Raw genomic sequence first — 17120 nt, forward strand, 5'->3', positions numbered from 1 at the left:
CGCCTCCCTCAGCGCGTCTTCGGGTCAAGGGCGTTGCGGACCGCTTCACCGAGCATGATGAACGCCAGCACCGTGATGGTGAGCATGATCGAGGGGTACAGCATGATCCACTGCGCCACCCGGATCGAGTTGCCGCCGTCGGAGATGTCGTTGCCCCACGAGACGCCGTTCAGGCCGAGGCCCAGGAAGGACAGCGTGGCCTCGGATCCGATGTAGACGCCGAGCGAGATGGTCGCGACGACGATGACCGGGGCCAGCGTGTTCGGCAGGATGTGCCGGAACAGGATGCGGGTGGTGCTCGCACCGAGCGCCTTGGCCGCCTGGACGTAGTCGGACTGCTTGGTGGTGATCACCGCGCCGCGCATCACGCGCGCCAGCTGGGTCCAGCCGAAGAAGCCCAGGGCACCGACGACGACCCAGGCCGTGCGCTCCGGGAAGGAGTTGAGGACGACCATGGTGCCCAGCAGGAACGGGATGCCGAAGAACACGTCCACGAGCCGGGACAGGATGGAGTCGACGATCCCGCCGAAGTAGCCGGCGATCATGCCGACCAGACCGCCCACGACGGTCACCACGATCGTGGTGCCGAAGCCGACGGCTATGGAGGCCCGGGCGCCGTAGATGAGCCGTGCGTAGACGCTGCGGCCCTGGGCGTCGTAGCCCAGCCACTCGGGCGAGAAGACCTTCCCGAGCTGCGGCTTCTGCAGGTAGTGGTGGGCCAGGTCGCCGTAGGCCGGGTTGGCGCTGGTGAACCAGCCGGGGAAGAAGGTGATCGTCAGCAGCAGCAGGATCAGCACCGCCGAGACGATGAAGATCTTGTTGCGGCGCAGGTCCTGCCAGGCGTCGCCCCACAGGCTGCGGACCTTCTCGGCCTTGACCGGAACTCCGGCCGGGGCGGCGGTGGCCACCGCGTCCGGGGCGGCGGTGGCGGTGGCGGACTTGGTCATGTCAGGCATAGCGAATCCTCGGGTCAAGGACCGCGTAGAGCAGGTCGACAAGGAGGCTGGCGACGAGATACACGAGGACGAGGATGGTCACCAGGCCCACGAGGGTGGTGCCTTCCCGGCGGACGATCGACTGGTAGATCGTGCCGCCGATGCCCTGGATGTTGAAGATGCCCTCGGTGACGACGGCACCGCCGAGCAGGGCGCCGATGTCGGTGCCCAGATACGTGACGACCGGGATCAGCGAGTTGCGCATGAGGTGGACACCGACCACCCGGCGGCGGGGCAGGCCCTTGGCGATGGCCGTGCGGACGTAGTCGGCGCGCATGTTCTCCGCGATCGACGTACGGGTCAGCCGGGACACATAGGCAAGTGACGCCGTGGCCAGCACAATCGCCGGCATCAGCAACTGGCCGTAGTTCGTCGGGTCGTTGACGTTCGGTTCCAGCCACTGGAGTTCGTCGGCGAAGATCCACTTGAGGATGAAGCCGAGGACGAACACCGGGACCGAGATCAGCAGCAGGGTGACCAGCAGAACCGAGGTGTCGGCGGCTCGTCCGGCGCGCAGGCCGGCGAAGACGCCGAGGCTGATGCCGAGGATGATCTCGATGACGAAGGCGAAGCCGCCCAGTCGCAGGGTGACCGGGAAGGCGTCGCCGAGGACGTCGGTCACGGGCCGGCCACTGGCGATCTGCGTGCCGAAGTCGGCGTGCAGCAGAATGCCCTTCATGTAGTTGAAGTACTGCATGAAGATGTTCTGGTCCAGGCCGTATTCGTGCCTCAGCGCGGCGATCACCTGTGGGCTGCCGCCCTTGTCGCCGAACAGCCCGCGGACGGGGTCACCGGGCAGGGCGTAGACCATGAGGAAGATAAGCAGGGTGGTCCCGAAGAAGACCGGGATCATCTGGAGCAGTCGTCGTGCGACATAGCGCCCCATCGTGCCTCCATGTAAGTCACAGCGGCAGCAGGCGGGCCCTTTCCTCGCGCACCGTCCGGCGATGCATGCGGAAAGGGCCCCCCGGCCGCTTCCGTCGCCCGGGGCGCGGCGAGCGCCCCGGGCGACGAGCTGTCTGCGGTTACTTCTTGACCTGGACGCCGGTCAGGATCGGGTCGCCGTCCTGGGCGAACTTGACGCCCGAGACCTTCTCCGAGTAGCCCGCGTTGACCTTGTAGTACCAGAGCGGAATGCTCGGCATGTAGTTGACGAGCTGCTTCTCGACCTCCTGGTACTTCTTCACCGACTCGTCCAGCGAGGTGGCGCTGTCGGCGGCGGCGATCTCCTCGTCGATCGTCTTGTTGGAGAAGCCGCTCTGGTTGCCGGACGACTTGGAGCCGTACAGGTCACGGAGGAAGTTGGCGTTCACCGGGTAGTCCAGCACCCAGCCCGAGCGGTACATGGACTTGACCTCCTGCGCGTCACGCGCGTCGAGGTCGGCCTGGAAGTCGGCCTTCGGGTCGGTGGCGCACTTCACACCGGTGGCGTTGGTGATGGAGTTGCAGACCGCCTCCACCCACTCCTTGTGACCGCCGTCGGTGTTGTACTGGATGGTGATCGCGTTGCCGGGAACGCCGCCACCCTCCTTGATGAGCTGCTTGGCCTTGGTCGGGTCGTACTTGGTGACGTCACCCGCGACGTCCGGCTGGTAGCCGAGAACGCCCTTGGCGACCCAGCCGGTGGCCGGCTCACGGGTGCCCTGGAGCACGGTCTTGGTGATGGTGTCGCGGTCGATCGCCATCGACAGGCCCTGCAGGACCTTCGGGTCGATGTCCTTCCACTGCTTGGTGTAGAAGGCCGGGGTGATCGACTGGATGGCGGAGTACGCCTGGTCGATCGCGCGGTCGCCGAGGTCCTGCTTGTAGACCGGCAGGTCCTTCGGGGCGATCTGGGTGATGACGTCGAGGTTGCCGGACTTCAGGTCCTCGTACGCGGTCTCCGGGGTGGAGTAGTTCTTGAAGACCACGCCGCCGTTCTTCGCCGCGTTCGAGCCCTTGTAGCCGGCGAACTTCTTGACCGTGATGGCCTTCTTGTGGTCCCAGCTGACGAACTGGTAGGGACCGTTGCCGACCGGCTTCTCGCCGCCGGCCTTCGGGTCCTTGAAGAAGGACTCGGGAAGCGGGGAGAAGGCCTGGTAGCCGAGCTTGTACTCGTAGTACGGAATCGCCGCGGTCAGCTCGATGGTGAAGGTGTTGTCGTCGACGACCTTCAGGCCGGAGAGCTCGGTGGCCGTGGGCTTGCCCTTCTCCGGGGCGACCTTGTCGTAGCCCTTGATGTCGGAGAACCAGAAGCTGTTGGTCTGCTTGTTGTCCGGGTTGGCGGCCCAGTTCCAGGCCTTGACGTAGGACTCGGCGGTGACCGGGGTGCCGTCGTGGAACTTCCACCCGGCCTTCAGCTTGACCGTGTAGGTCTTGCTGTCCTTGGTGTCGATCGACTCGGCGTTCATGTAGACGATCTTGCCGCTGTCGTCGTAGTCGACCAGACCCGTGAACAGCGAGTTGATCACGATGCTGCCGTAGGACTCCATCGTGTTGGCGGGCTGCAGGGGGTTCTGCGGCTCACCGGACTCGACCGTGAACGTGCCGTTCGGGTCGACCGCGGCCTTGCTGTCACCCTTGCTGTCGTCGTCGCCACCACCACAGGCGGTCGCTCCCAGTGCCACCACCGCGGCTATCGCGACCCACTTGGCACTCCTCGCACCGCGCATGGGTTCCTCCTCAAGAATCCATAGGTTCAGCGCATGGGCAGCACACGACACAACACCGTTGCCGGCGCCTGAAAATGGTCGGTGCCCCCAGCGCTCGCGAGCCTGCGCCGCCTGTCGGCGCCTGACCCGTCCATCCGAGCTCTACGCGCCTAACTATCTGCCATGAGCGAAGGTCGAACCACACTGCCAAGGTCTCGGTTCGATCACACCTTGCGGCTACTTCTTCCAAAATCCGGACAAAGGGATAGAGGGAAGATCCCTGCGAAACGGACTTGTTACACATCTATCGACGATGACTGTCCGCATTCCGGACACCGGAAGAAGAAAAACCAGTTGCGGCTACCGCCGCCGCTGTGCGGGGTCGAGTCGGCATGCCCGCCGCCGTCCGACGCGGCCGGCCGAGCGGGCCCCGCCCACACGTCCGTTCGTCGACACTCGTCCCGGCTGTACGTAAAACGCACCAACAGGAGGCTAGTACCGATCGGCCCCTACCGGGCGCCCCCGGGGGAGATCAAAGGGTTATCCCTATGTCCAGGCCGAGTAAGAACTGTGTTCACCACGCCCTCAGCGCGAGGAGCCGGTACCCGCGGCGCGGGTACCGGCTCCTCGGTCGTTCCCTGTACGGCTCTACTGCTTTGCCGGGACCCCTCAGCCGTGCTTGGCGCGGCTCGCGGCGCGGGCGCGCTCACGGGCGTCCAGGTTCACCTTGCGGATGCGCACCGCCTCCGGGGTCACCTCGACGCACTCGTCGTCGCGGCAGAACTCCAGCGACTGCTCCAGGGAGAGCTTGCGCGGCGGCACGATCGACTCGGCCACGTCGGCGGTCGAGGACCGCATGTTGGTGAGCTTCTTCTCCTTGGTGATGTTGACGTCCATGTCGTCGGCGCGGGAGTTCTCGCCGACGATCATGCCCTCGTACACCTCGGTGCCGGGCTCGACGAACAGCACACCGCGCTCCTGCAGGTTCGTCATCGCGAAGGCGGTGACGGCACCGGCGCGGTCGGCGACCAGGGAGCCGTTGTTACGGGTCTGGAGGGTGCCGAACCAGGGCTCGTGGCCCTCGTGGATGGAGTGGCCGATGCCGGTGCCGCGGGTCTGGGTCAGGAACTCGGTCCGGAAGCCGATGAGACCGCGGGACGGCACGACGAACTCCATGCGCACCCAGCCGGAGCCGTGGTTGGACATGTTGTCCATCCGGCCCTTGCGGACGCCCATGAGCTGCGTGACGGCGCCCATGTGCTCCTCGGGCACGTCGATGGTCATGCGCTCGACGGGCTCGTAGACCTTGCCGTCGACGTCCTTGGTGACGACCTGGGGCTTGCCGATGGTCAGCTCGAAACCCTCGCGGCGCATCTGCTCGACCAGGATGGCCAGCGCCAGCTCACCACGGCCCTGCACCTCCCAGGCGTCCGGGCGCTCGGTGTCCAGGACGCGGAGGCTGACGTTGCCGATCAGCTCGCGGTCGAGGCGGTCCTTGACCTGGCGGGCGGTGACCTTGCGGTCCTTGACGGCCGCCTTGGCGTCGGCGCCCTTGCCGGTGCCGCCGCGCCCGACCAGCGGGGAGGTGTTGGTGCCGATGACCATGGAGATCGCGGGCTCGTCGACCGTGATCAGGGGCAGCGGGACCGGGTTCTCGGGGTCGGCGAGGGTCTCACCGATCATGATGTCCGGGATACCGGCGACGGCGCAGATGTCACCCGGGCCGGCCTTCTCGGCGGGCTTGCGGGTGAGGGCCTCGGTCATCATCAGCTCGCTGATGCGCACGTTGGCGACCGAGCCGTCGCGCTTCATCCAGGCGACGGTCTGACCCTTCTTCAGCTCGCCCTGGTGGACGCGCAGCAGCGCGATACGGCCGAGGAAGTTGTCGGCGTCCAGGTTGGTGACGTGGGCCTGGAGCGGGGCGTCCTCGTCGTAGGTCGGGGCCGGGATGTGCTGCAGGATCGTGGAGAAGAACGGCTCCAGGCTGGTGGAGTCCTCCGGCACGGTGCCATCGGCCGGCTTGGTCAGCGAGGCGATGCCGTCACGGCCGCAGGCGTAGACGATCGGGAACTCGATCTGCTCCTCGTCGGCGTCCAGGTCGAGGAAGAGGTCGTACGTCTCGTTGACGACCTCGTCGATCCGGGCGTCGGGCCGGTCCGTCTTGTTGATGCACAGGATGATCGGCAGACGGGCCTGCAGCGCCTTGCGCAGCACGAAGCGGGTCTGCGGCAGCGGCCCCTCGGAGGCGTCGACCAGCAGCACCACACCGTCCACCATCGACAGACCGCGCTCGACCTCTCCGCCGAAGTCGGCGTGGCCGGGGGTGTCGATGATGTTGATGGTGATGACGTCCCCCCCGTCCTTGGGGTGGTACTTCACCGCCGTGTTCTTGGCGAGGATCGTGATGCCCTTCTCACGCTCCAGGTCGTTCGAGTCCATCATGCGATCGTCGACGCCTTCGAGCTGGTGGGCGGCGAAGGCACCGGCCTGCTTCAGCATGCCGTCGACGATGGTCGTCTTGCCGTGGTCGACGTGAGCGACGATGGCTACGTTGCGAATGTCGTGGCGCGTGGCCATAAAGCGGCGTTCTCCCGGAGTGTGAGGACCGGCCCTGCTGCGTACGTCTGTGTTACGCGGGCCCTGCCGGGCTTGACACGCCACGGCCTCACCCCATGGTACGGGGCTCGCCGGGGGACGGCCTCCGCGGGGCGTCCGGGGCCGGCCGGGCGACGGCCTCCGCGAGGCTTCCGAACCAGGTCAGGCGCTCTTCGCCCCCGGCGCCAGTTCGACCCTCGGCTCGAGCCCCAGAGCCCCTGCGAGACGGTCGAGCACGGGAATCGTCGGCACGGTACCGCCGCCTTCGAAACGCCGCCACGGCCGACTGGGTCATCCAAGGGGAGGCCGCCGCGCCGCGTCGGTGCGGGGCGGCGGCCTCGGTCGGAGTGCCGGGGTTACGACGCCGACGGTCTCGGGGGTGCCTGGGCGCCCTTCTTCAGGAAGCCCATGTCCTCGTAGACGGGGGTCTGGAAGCCGAAGGAGCCGGCGTTGGCGACGTTCTTTCTGGCGGCCGTGAGCTGGGGGCGCTGGTAGAGGGGGATCGAGGCGGCCGCCGCCCAGATGCGGGAGTCGGCCTTGCGGATCAGGGAGCGTTCCTCTTCCGCGTCCAGGGTGGTGATCGCCCGGTCGAAGAGCTGGTCGACCTGGTCGGTGCCGACGCGGGTGTAGTTCTGCTCGACGCTGAGCGAGCCGTCGGCGGCCGGTACCGGCTTGGCGTAGATCGGCCGGGCGTCGGTGGCGGGGAACGCGGTCGCGGGCCAGGAGTACAGGGCGAGGTCGTACTGGCCGGAGGCGATGTGGTCCTTGAAGTAGCTCTCGTCCGAGACCTTGACGGTCTCCGTGCGGATGCCGACCTTCTCCAGCATCCTCGTGATCCGCGCCGCGACCGTGCGCAGCGGCTCCGAGCCCGGCCCGGACGGCAGCACGAACCGCAGCGACAGCGCCTTGCCGTCCTTGGCCAGCGCCCCGGCCGCGGCACCGGCGGGAGCCCGGGTGCCCTTCGGGGCGTAGGCGCCGGGGGCGCCGCCCTGACGGCGGTGCTGGTACTGCCTGCCCTCCTGCGCGAGCTGCCGCGCAGACTCCTCGCCCTTCTTCTCGTCCGGCTCCCGCCCCGCCTTGTCGTCCTCCCCCACGACGTACGCCCCGTCGGAACCCCCTTCCGACTTCTCCCCCTCACCCTTGGACGTCTTCCCCTTAGGGCCGGCCGCCTTCTCGCCCTTCTTCTCCTCCTTGACCGGCCCCCCGGCCACCCATCCGGCGTCCGCGAGCAGCGCCTGTGCCTCGGCCGTGTCCTGGCCGCCGAGCGCGCCGCTGTTGTCGGCGTACGCCTCCTGGCCGGACAGGGCGAGATGGCTGCCGACCGGCACCGCGGGCAGGCCCAGCGGCTTCAGCACCAGCTCGGCCAGTTCCCCGCGGTCCAGCGCCCGGGCCACGGCCCGCCGTACCCGCTCGTCGGCCAGCGGTCCGTCCGCGCCGTTGAGCGCCAGCTGGGTGTACGCCGGTTCCAGGGAGCGCCGTACCTCGTAGTCCCGCAGCTCCTTCTGCTGCTTCTCCCACGTGGCGATCGCCTTGCTCAGTTTCTTGCGGGCGTGGGTCTCGTGCTCCGCCGCCTCCTCGTCGGAGCCGTGCGCGAGGGCCCAGGAGCGCAGGGCCTTCGCGGCGGTGCGCCCGGCGCCGGGTCCGGACAGCGGTCCGGCCGCCGATCCCTTCGCGGCGCCGTCGATGCGCTGCGCGTCGGCGGGGTCGATCTCGGCCAGTTCGATCTTCCCGGCGGCCAGGGCGGCGGCCCGGTCCTCGCGGGGCACGGCCGTCAGCACGATCTCGGAGAGCTTCGCCGGCTCGCCCCACCAGCGCGGGTTGCGGGTGAGCCGTACCTGCCCGTTCTTGCGGTCGGCCTTCTTCACCAGGAACGGGCCCGCGGTCACCTTCAGCGTGCGCCGCGCCCCGTCGTTGAACGAGGTGGGCGTCCCCATGACCTCTTTCGGGTACAGCGGCGAGAACAGCGACTGCCAGTCGGCGTACGGCCGGCTGAAGGTGACCCGGACCTCCAGGTCGTTGTCGCCGCGCTCGATCTTCTCGATCCGGTCGTAGCCCGCGTTGCGCGCGGTCCAGTAGGCGCTGTCCTTGCCGGACAGGGCACGCCACTGGGCGGCGAAGTCGGCGGCGCCGATCTCCCGGCCGTCGCTCCACACGGCCTGCTGGTTCAGCTTGTACAGCACGACCTGTCGGGGTTCGGTGTCGACGACCCTCGCGGACTCCAGGTAGTCGGGATTGCGCCGGGCGCGCCCGTTGACGTCGAGCCGGTACATCGAGGGCAGCACGGCCTGGGAGACGCGCGTCGTCGTGGCGTCGGCGTCCGACTGGAAGGTGTTGAAGGTCTCCGGCACGGCGTCCACGGCCCAGTGCAGCGTGCCCCCGTCGGCGACCAGGGCGCGGGCGGCCGGGGCGATGTCCTGGTGGGCCAGCGGCTTGCCGGCCTCGTCCGAGGAGCCGCAGCCGCTCAGCAGGGTCACCGTGAGCGCACCCGCGGCGAGGAAGGCGACCGAGCGCATGACCGAGCGCAGCCCGACGCCGTCGTAGGGCATCGACATCTTTGGCACCTCTGATCACATTTGGGGGTATTTTGGACTTTGATCAGATCTACAGCCCACTGAAGAGGAAAGGGTTCGCCTGCCGAGGGCGACACGGCGGCCGCAGCGCTCAACCCCACTCGGAGAGAGCAACGCATCCGCCAATCGCTGCACACGCCTTCACATCGACCGGTGTGACGCGCAACACTCGCAGGCGCATGAACGTTGCCGTCCAGGGCACAGCCGCCCACGGAAGCGAGGTCACGTCATGTCCGTGCACGACGACCTGACTGCGGTCCAGCGCTGCCTCGACGACCTCTCACGGTCCGTCGGCCGCCTGGAGCACCAGCTCGGCAGCGGCGGTCTGGAGATGCGCCGCGTCCGCACCGACGCCGACCATCTGAGGGAGAGCGTCGCGCTGCTGCGCGAGGCGGCCTCCCACCCCGCCGCACCGCGCAAGCCCGAGCTGGTCACCATCCCCGACACGCCGTACGACGACTCCCTGTGGATCGACACGGACGACGAAGGACTCGGCGCCCGGGACCGACACGCCCCCTGACCACCCCAAGACCCCATACCGACCGGAGTCCTGCATTGGCCACTGGTACGGAACCCCCATCGACCGACCCCCATCCCCCGGGCGGCGTACGCGGCGCGGGCCGTGCCGCGATCGCCGCCCCCCATCTGCGGACCGACCGCTGGTGGCTGGCCCCCGCCGCCACCGCCGCCGGTCTGCTGGCGTTCATCGTCTACTCGACCTGGCGGGCCTTCGCGAACACCGACTACTACGCGGCCCCCTACGTCTCGCCGTTCTACTCGCCCTGCCTGGCGGAGAACTGCCGGCCCATGCACGCCGGCCCCAACGCGGAGATCTTCGGAGGCTGGTGGGGCATCTCCCCCGCGATCATCATCCTGATCTTCCCGCTCGGCTTCCGCCTGACCTGCTACTACTACCGCAAGGCCTACTACCGGGGCTTCTGGGCCTCGCCCCCGGCCTGCGCGGTGGCCGAACCGCACCGGACCTACACGGGTGAGACCCGCTTCCCGCTGATCCTGCAGAACATCCACCGCTACTTCTTCTACGCCGCGATCGTCGTCGCCGGGATCCTGACCTACGACACCGTGCTCGCCTTCCGCGACGAGCACTACGCCTGGGGCCACATGGGCCTGGGCACCCTGGTCTTCCTGGCCAACATCGTGCTGATCTGGGCGTACACGATCTCCTGCCACTCCTGCCGGCACATCGTCGGCGGCAAGCTGAAGCACTTCTCCAGACACCCCGTGCGCTACCGGGCGTGGCGGTTCGTCGGGAAGCTCAACGCCCGGCACATGCTGCTCGCCTGGGCGTCGCTGGTGAGCGTGGCGCTCGCCGACTTCTACGTGTACCTGGTCGCGTCCGGTGTCTTCGACGATCCGAGGTTTTTCTAGAGGAGTGGGGCCTTCTGATGTCCGTGGTCGACCGGCAGGAGTGGGACGTCGTGGTCGTGGGCGCGGGCGGCGCGGGCCTTCGCGCCGCCATCGAGGCCCGTGAGCGCGGCGCCCGTACGGCCGTGATCTGCAAGTCGCTGTTCGGCAAGGCGCACACGGTGATGGCCGAGGGCGGCATCGCGGCGGCGATGGCCAACGCCAACGAGCACGACAACTGGCAGGTCCACTTCCGCGACACCATGCGCGGCGGCAAGTTCCTCAACCAGTGGCGGATGGCCGAACTGCACGCCCAGGAGGCCCCGGACCGGGTGTGGGAGCTGGAGACCTGGGGCGCGCTGTTCGACCGTACGAAGGACGGACGGATCTCCCAGCGCAACTTCGGCGGCCACGAGTACCCGCGGCTGGCGCACGTGGGCGACCGCACCGGCCTGGAGCTGATCCGCACCCTCCAGCAGAAGATCGTCGCACTTCAGCAGGAGGACCACCGCGAGACCGGTGACTACGAGTCCCGGCTGAAGGTCTTCCAGGAGTGCACGGTCACCCGCGTGCTGAAGGACGGTTCACGGGTGTCTGGTGTCTTCGCCTACGAACGCGAGACCGGCCGCTTCTTCGTCCTGGAAGCCCCCGCCGTGGTGATCGCGACCGGGGGCATCGGCAAGTCCTTCAAGGTCACCTCGAACTCGTGGGAGTACACGGGCGACGGCCACGCGCTGGCGCTGCTGGCGGGCGCGCCCCTGCTCAACATGGAGTTCGTGCAGTTCCACCCGACGGGCATGGTCTGGCCGCCGTCGGTGAAGGGCATCCTCGTCACCGAGTCCGTCCGCGGGGACGGCGGGGTGCTGCGCAACTCCGACGGCAAGCGGTTCATGTTCGACTACGTCCCCGACGTCTTCAAGGAGAAGTACGCCGAGTCGGAGGAGGAGGGCGACCGCTGGTACGAGGACCCGGACCACAACCGGCGGCCCCCGGAACTGCTCCCGCGCGACGAGGTGGCCCGCGCGATCAACGCCGAGGTGAAGGCCGGCCGGGGCTCCCCGCACGGCGGGGTCTTCCTGGACGTGTCGACGCGGATGCCCGCCGAGGTCATCAAGCGGCGGCTGCCGTCCATGTACCACCAGTTCAAGGAGCTCGCCGACGTCGACATCACGGCGGAGGCGATGGAGGTGGGGCCGACCTGCCACTACGTGATGGGCGGCATCGCGGTCGACTCCGACACGGCCGCGGCGCGCGGGGTGCCGGGCCTGTTCGCGGCCGGTGAGGTGGCCGGCGGCATGCACGGCTCGAACCGCCTCGGCGGGAACTCGCTGTCCGACCTGCTGGTCTTCGGCCGCCGCGCCGGGCTGCACGCGGCCGAGTACGCGGCCGGCCTGGCGTACGAGCGCCCGCCCGTGGACGACGTCCAGATCGACTCGGCGGCGGCGGAGGCCCTGCGCCCCTTCTCGGCCGAGGCGGAGACCCGGGGCGAGGAGCCGGCCGGCCCCGCCGAGAACCCGTACACCCTCCACCAGGAGCTCCAGCAGACCATGAACGACCTGGTCGGCATCATCCGCCGCGAGGGCGAGATGGAGCAGGCCCTGCGCAAACTGGCGCAGCTCAGGGTGCGGGCCCGGCGGGCCGGGGTGGAGGGCCACCGGCAGTTCAACCCCGGCTGGCATCTCGCGCTGGACCTGCGGAACATGCTGCTGGTCAGCGAGTGCGTGGCGCGGGCCGCGCTGGAGCGCACCGAGTCCCGCGGCGGCCACACCCGCGAGGACCACCCGACGATGGACCGCGCGTGGCGCAACGTGAACCTGCTGTGCCGGCTCGCCGACCCCACCGGCGGTCTCGCCGCCACCGACCCGGAGCGCGGCCAGATCCACCTCGTACGGGAGACCACCGACCCCGTCCGCCCGGACCTGCTCGCCCTCTTCGAGAAGGAGGAGCTGGTCAAGTACCTCACCGAAGAGGAGCTGTACGAGTGAGCAGCTACGAGGCCCGCTTCAAGGTGTGGCGGGGTGACGCGGGGGGCGGCGGCCTGGAGGACTTCGAGGTCGAGGTGAACGACGGCGAGGTCGTCCTCGACATCGTCCACCGCCTCCAGGCCACCCAGGCGCCCGATCTGGCCGTCCGCTGGAACTGCAAGGCGGGCAAGTGCGGTTCGTGCTCGGCGGAGATCAACGGGCGTCCCCGGCTGATGTGCATGACGCGGATGTCGGTGTTCGACCGGGCCGAGACGATCACCGTCACTCCGTTGCGCGCCTTCCCGGTCGTACGGGACCTGGTGACGGACGTCGGCTTCAACTACGAGAAGGCGCGCGAGGTGCCGGCGTTCGTGCCGCCCGAGGGCCTCGGTCCGGGCGAGTACCGGATGTTCCAGGAGGACGTGGACCGGCCGCAGGAGTTCCGCAAGTGCATCGAGTGCTTCCTGTGCCAGGACACCTGCCATGTGGTGCGCGACCACGAGGAGAACAAGACGGCGTTCGCCGGTCCGCGCTTCCTGATGCGGGTGGCCGAGCTGGACATGCATCCGCTGGACGCGGCCGAGGACCATGGCCTGGACCGCAAGCGCACGGCCCAGGACGAGCACGGCCTCGGCTACTGCAACATCACCAAGTGCTGCACGGAGGTGTGCCCCGAGGGCATCAGGATCACCGACAACGCGCTGATCCCGCTGAAGGAGCGGGCGGTCGACCGCAAGTACGACCCGCTGGTGTGGCTGGGGTCGAAGATCAGGAGACGGTCCTCGTAGCCGAGGGCGGGTGGGCGGCGCGCCCCGGGCGCCGGGCCAGGCTCTGGAGGGCGAGGCCCACGAGGTTCAGTGCCATGCCGGCGAGCGGAAGGCAGGGGAAGGGGGGCGGCATGGCGCCCAGCGGGCGGAGGAACATGAAGCCGGTCAGGCCGAAGGCGCTCAGCAGGACTCCGGTCCCCCACATCTTCGGCCGCAGCACGAGGCCCCGGCCGGACCTCGGCGTCCAGCCCGTCCACAGCGCCGCGATGCCGGCCGCCCCCATCACCGTCACACACACCACGGCGACGGCCACCAGAATCCGGTGCATGTGCTCATGGTCCCGCGATCTCCAGCACCCGCAAGAGATTTGACTCGGCGATGTCCCGCATCGGACCAGGATTTGGGAAGTCGCCGTCCAGCAGGCGCAAGGGTCCCGCGACGAGGGACAGATGCAGGGCGAGGCGGTAGAGGCGGAGGCGGTCCTCGTCCAGGCCGGGCGCGCGGAGCCGGTCGTACCACTCGCCGAAGCGCAGGGCGAGGAAGACGTGTTCGTGCTCGGCGTCGAAGTACATCAGGCCCTCGATGTCGATGAGGACCGGTTCGCCGTCCGGGGTCACCAGGACGTGGTCGGGCCCCAGTTCGCCGTGGACGAGGGTGTGCCGGTCGCGGGGCGCGACGGCGGCGGCGAGCGCGCGCAGGCGCCCGGCGAGCTCCTCGCGCACGACGGCGACACGGTCGTCCCGTCGGGCGGCCTCCTCGACATCACGCAGGGCGCCCTCGAGGACGATGCCGGCGGCTGTGGTGCCGAGCGAGCTCCCGCCGGCGTCGACGACGGCGACCTTCCCGAGCCGGGGCCCCACGCAGGCGTGCAGGGCGCTCAGCTCACCGGCGAGCCGGCCGAGGGTCCCGGCGGCCGCGTCCGGGTCCCGCTCCAGGGCCTCCTCCAGACTCGCGCCCCGCACGTCCTCGACGACGGCCGCGTCCGCCGGGAGGTGGCGGCCCGCGGGATCGGCGAACAGCAGGCGGGGCGTGCGGACACCGGCCGCGACCAGGCGGTCGTGGGCGGCGGCGAAGAGGCCGAGGCCGGTGGCGGGCGACAGGGGGCGGCGGGGGTCGGGGGCGGCTGTGCGGTCCCAGTAGTCCTCCTCCGGCGACCAGACGTAGGCGATCGCCGTCGTGTCGTCGTCGTACGTGAGCCGGTAGACGCCCTTCTTGCTGCCGCCGGTCAGCCGGGTGACACCGGCGAGCGTACGGTGGCCGCCCGCGGCGGCGCGGGCGAGGGGCGCGAGGTCGGCGGTGGTGAGGTGCTGTCGGGCCATGGGACGCAGTGTCGCGCCGACGCCCTCAGCGCACCCACCCCTTTTCGTACGACGCCCAGTCGGTCTGCGTCGCCGTGAAGTCCACGTACGCCGCGACGCCGAAGTTCTCGCGGTCGGCGTCGGTGCGGGACAGGCCCAGGCGGACGCCCCGGACGGCGGCGGCCACCGTCTCGGCGTGCGCCCAGTGGCCGAAACGGTTCTCCCGGTAGAAGGGCAGTCCCATCAGCAGGTCCGTGGAGGACGGGGTGACCTCCAGCGCGAGGGAGGTCTGCTGGGCGACGTAGCCGCCGTAGGTGCTCTCCAGCGGCTGCATGGTGTCGTACGACATCACGGCGATCTGGTCGACGCGGCGGGCCACCTGGCCGAAGAACCGCTGCGACCACCACTTGGGGTGCCCGGTGGTCGTCCCCCAGAAGGAGTGGAAGCCGGGGACGGGATCGATCTGGTGGGCGGCGACGGAGAGTTGGGCGCCGCGCGCGCGGGTGACCTCGTGCAGGGTGTCGAGCAGGGCGAGGTAGTTCCGGTCGCCGGAGTGGAGGGGCTCCAGGTCGAAGTGGGCGCCCTCGAAGCCGACGGCGAGGATCTCGCGGGTGGACCGCACGACGGCGGCACGGGTCGCCGCCCGCTCCAGCCGCATGCCGTTCGGGCTCTCACTGGCGAGCCTGTCCCCCAGCCAGGCCTGGACCCGTACGCCGGGCGCCTCCCGGTGGACGGCTGTGATGAACCAGGCCGCCCTGGCGTAGGCCGTCGCGGGCAGCGTGCCGTCGTGTTCGAGCGGACCGGCGTGGACGTACAGATCGCGCATCCCGGTGTCCCGCAGCCGGCCGGCGAGGGCCTTGACGTCGGCGTCGTCCTTCCGTCCGTCGACCCAGGCGTGGCCCAGCCAGATGGCGTCCTTGTTCCGGGTGCGGGTGCCGTCGGCCGGGTCGCCCAGGTAGTTGACGCCGAGGGCGATCTGGGAGGCGAGGACCGGCGTGAGGAGCAGCAGGACGGCGGCGAGCGCGTGGCGGCGCAGACGGCGGAGCCGGGGCCGGGGGCGTGACCCTGGCGGCCGGGGGGTCTGCGGGACGTGCGGGTCGGCTTGCGGGTCGGCTTGCGGCTCGGCGTCTTGCCGGGCGCCCGGGTCGGGCTCCGCTTTCCCGCCCGCGTCCCCTTGCGCGTCCGCGGCCGCGTCCCTGTCCCCATTCACGTCCGTGTCGTCCGCGTCCGTGGTCCTGTCGTGCGCCATCCCCGTTCCCCCTTCAGTGGTCACCCGCCCCGGCACCCCCGTCTCGGGCGTATCCCGCTCGCGTGGCCGCATTCACGGCCATACGCTCCGAAATGTGACGTCATCCATGCATCGGGGCCGGCCACGGCGTGCCAAGGCGCACATATCCGTGCGGGTGACGCATGCCCTGGTGGGCGGTGCGGCCGGGGTGGTGTGGCTGGTGTTGCCTGCGATGACGTCCGTGAGGGACGCGCCGGTTGCGATCAAGACGCCGGTGCCCGCCGCGAGCGCCGCCGCAGCGGAGGAGGACGGGACGTCCACGGCGGATCTGGTGCTGCCGCTCGTGGTGGGCGGCGCGGTGGGCGCGGTCGCGGGGTACGGGTACGTACGCCGGGTGCGGCGCGCCCGCGAGCGGACGACTCCCGGAGGGGTGAGCGGTCCGCCGCCCGTGAGTGCGGCGCCGCCCCTGGCCGGAGCGGACGCGGAGGCCGGCGCGGCCCTGGTCCGCGCCGACGACCGGCTCCGCACGGCCCGCGCCGAACTCGGCTTCGCGGGAGGACTCCTGGGCGCGGAGGCGGTCGCCCCGTTCGAGGATGCGCTGCGGAACGCCGAGGGCGAACTGGCCGCCGCCTTCCGGATGCGGCAGCGGTACGACGAGGGCATACCGGTGGAGGAAGCGGCCCGGCGGCACGCGCTCGCGGGGATCGTCGGGCGGTGCGAGGAGGCCGGGCGGCGACTGGACGCCGTGGCCGGTGACTTCGCGGACCTGCGCGACCTGGAGGCGGCCCTGCCGTACGCGGAGGCGCGCTTCCGGGAGCTGACCGGCCGTACCGGCGCGGCCCAGACCCTCCTCGCCGAGCTGGCGCGGCGATACGCGCCCACCGCGACCGCCTTCCTCACCGGCAACGTCGAACAGGCCAAGGACCGGCTGCTGTTCGCCACCGCCCGGCTCAACCTGGCCCGCCAGGCGGGCGATTCCGGTCAATCGGAGAACGCGGCCCAATATCTGCGCGCCGCCGAGGCCGCCGTCGCCCAGGCGGCGGTGTTCATCGAGGGTGTCGACCGCTCGGCGGCCGAGCTGCGGGACGCCGAGGCGACCGTGCCGGCGGCGCTCACCGGCGCGGAGGCGGAACTCGCGACAGTACGGCGGCACCCGCCCGAGGCGGACGAGCCGCACCCCCGGCTGCTCCACGCCGACACCGTCCTGGCCTCCGTACGGCTGGAGTTGACGTCGAGGCAGCCGTACGACCCGCTGGACGTCCTGCGCCGGATCGTACGGGCGACCGCACCGCTGACGTCGGGGCGGTCCGGAGTGCTGCCGGCCGCCACCCTGTCCGTCGCCCGTGCCGCGACCGCCGCCGCCGACGACTTCGTCACGACGCACCGGGGCGCGGTGGGCGCCACGGCCCGCACCCGGCTCGCGGAGGCGCGGCGGCTTCTCGTGTCCGGGACGCGGGCCGACGCCGGACGCGCCGACGAACTGGCGCTGGAGGCACGGGAACTGGCCGAGCAGGACGTACGCCTGCGCGGAAACCCGGTGGCCGGCGCGCCGGAAGGGGTGGCGGGCGGCTCCGACGCGACCGGGACGGCCGGTGCGGTCCTCGGCGGAATCCTCCCGGGTGACGCGGCCGACGGCGGGTTGCCCCCGCTGGGATTCGGCGGCCGCTGAGGCCAAGTGCGCTGAAATCGACTCCAGTTGTGGCGGATC

13 protein-coding genes are annotated in these 17120 nt (G+C 70.2%); 5 read left to right on the forward strand and 8 right to left on the reverse strand.

Features of this window, described 5'->3' with window-relative positions:
* Nucleotides 1-8: 8 nt before the first annotated feature.
* The 5 genes from ACFY30_RS01560 to ACFY30_RS01580 form a co-directional block, all read right to left on the reverse strand.
* Nucleotides 9-956, reverse strand: a complete 948-nt coding sequence (locus ACFY30_RS01560) for an ABC transporter permease (protein ID WP_390843173.1) — start codon at nt 954-956, stop codon at nt 9-11.
* Nucleotides 949-1881 carry an ABC transporter permease gene (locus tag ACFY30_RS01565; RefSeq protein WP_390843174.1) on the reverse strand — a complete coding sequence of 311 codons (933 nt, stop codon included), beginning with the start codon at nt 1879-1881 and terminating at the stop codon, nt 949-951. Before ACFY30_RS01565 ends, ACFY30_RS01560 begins: the two co-directional genes overlap by 8 nt.
* A 139-nt stretch (nt 1882-2020) precedes the next feature.
* Nucleotides 2021-3646 carry an ABC transporter substrate-binding protein gene (locus ACFY30_RS01570; protein ID WP_390843175.1) on the reverse strand — a complete coding sequence of 542 codons (1626 nt, stop codon included), beginning with the start codon at nt 3644-3646 and terminating at the stop codon, nt 2021-2023.
* Nucleotides 3647-4294: 648 nt separating this feature from the next.
* Nucleotides 4295-6202, reverse strand: coding sequence for a translational GTPase TypA (gene typA / locus ACFY30_RS01575; RefSeq protein WP_390662615.1), 1908 nt, complete (start codon nt 6200-6202; stop codon nt 4295-4297).
* A gap of 374 nt (nt 6203-6576) precedes the next feature.
* Nucleotides 6577-8766, reverse strand: a complete 2190-nt coding sequence (locus ACFY30_RS01580) for an ABC transporter family substrate-binding protein (protein WP_390843671.1) — start codon at nt 8764-8766, stop codon at nt 6577-6579.
* Nucleotides 8767-9019: 253 nt separating this feature from the next.
* Here ACFY30_RS01580 and ACFY30_RS01585 point away from each other — a divergent pair, with 253 nt between their 5' ends.
* Genes ACFY30_RS01585 through ACFY30_RS01600 form a run of 4 tightly spaced genes read left to right on the forward strand, consistent with a single transcriptional unit; the run spans nt 9020 to nt 12907 of the window.
* Nucleotides 9020-9310 carry a hypothetical protein gene (locus ACFY30_RS01585; RefSeq protein ID WP_390662618.1) on the forward strand — a complete coding sequence of 97 codons (291 nt, stop codon included), beginning with the start codon at nt 9020-9022 and terminating at the stop codon, nt 9308-9310.
* A gap of 35 nt (nt 9311-9345) precedes the next feature.
* On the forward strand, nt 9346-10179 hold the full coding sequence (locus tag ACFY30_RS01590) for a hypothetical protein (protein WP_390843176.1): 834 nt from the start codon (nt 9346-9348) through the stop codon (nt 10177-10179).
* Nucleotides 10180-10196: 17 nt separating this feature from the next.
* Nucleotides 10197-12140 carry a fumarate reductase/succinate dehydrogenase flavoprotein subunit gene (locus tag ACFY30_RS01595; protein ID WP_390843177.1) on the forward strand — a complete coding sequence of 648 codons (1944 nt, stop codon included), beginning with the start codon at nt 10197-10199 and terminating at the stop codon, nt 12138-12140.
* Nucleotides 12137-12907, forward strand: a complete 771-nt coding sequence (locus ACFY30_RS01600; RefSeq protein ID WP_390843178.1) for a succinate dehydrogenase/fumarate reductase iron-sulfur subunit — start codon at nt 12137-12139, stop codon at nt 12905-12907. Before ACFY30_RS01595 ends, ACFY30_RS01600 begins: the two co-directional genes overlap by 4 nt.
* Here the strand turns inward: ACFY30_RS01600 and ACFY30_RS01605 are convergent.
* The 3 genes from ACFY30_RS01605 to ACFY30_RS01615 are packed head-to-tail and all read right to left on the reverse strand — an operon-like array spanning nt 12888 to nt 15433.
* A complete protein-coding gene (locus tag ACFY30_RS01605; RefSeq protein WP_390843179.1) occupies nt 12888-13214 on the reverse strand; it encodes a hypothetical protein in 327 nt (108 codons plus the stop codon). The genes ACFY30_RS01600 and ACFY30_RS01605 overlap by 20 nt on opposite strands.
* A 4-nt stretch (nt 13215-13218) precedes the next feature.
* A complete protein-coding gene (locus tag ACFY30_RS01610; RefSeq protein ID WP_390843180.1) occupies nt 13219-14205 on the reverse strand; it encodes a phosphotransferase family protein in 987 nt (328 codons plus the stop codon).
* Between the two features lie 25 nt (nt 14206-14230).
* Entirely contained in the window at nt 14231-15433 is a 1203-nt protein-coding gene (locus ACFY30_RS01615) for a hypothetical protein (protein ID WP_390843181.1), read from the reverse strand.
* A 94-nt stretch (nt 15434-15527) separates the two neighbouring features.
* Here ACFY30_RS01615 and ACFY30_RS01620 point away from each other — a divergent pair, with 94 nt between their 5' ends.
* Nucleotides 15528-17081, forward strand: coding sequence for a hypothetical protein (locus ACFY30_RS01620; protein WP_390843182.1), 1554 nt, complete (start codon nt 15528-15530; stop codon nt 17079-17081).
* Nucleotides 17082-17120 lie beyond the last annotated feature (39 nt).

Source organism: Streptomyces sp. NPDC000345 (genome assembly GCF_042898825.1).
Lineage (GTDB): Bacteria > Actinomycetota > Actinomycetes > Streptomycetales > Streptomycetaceae > Streptomyces.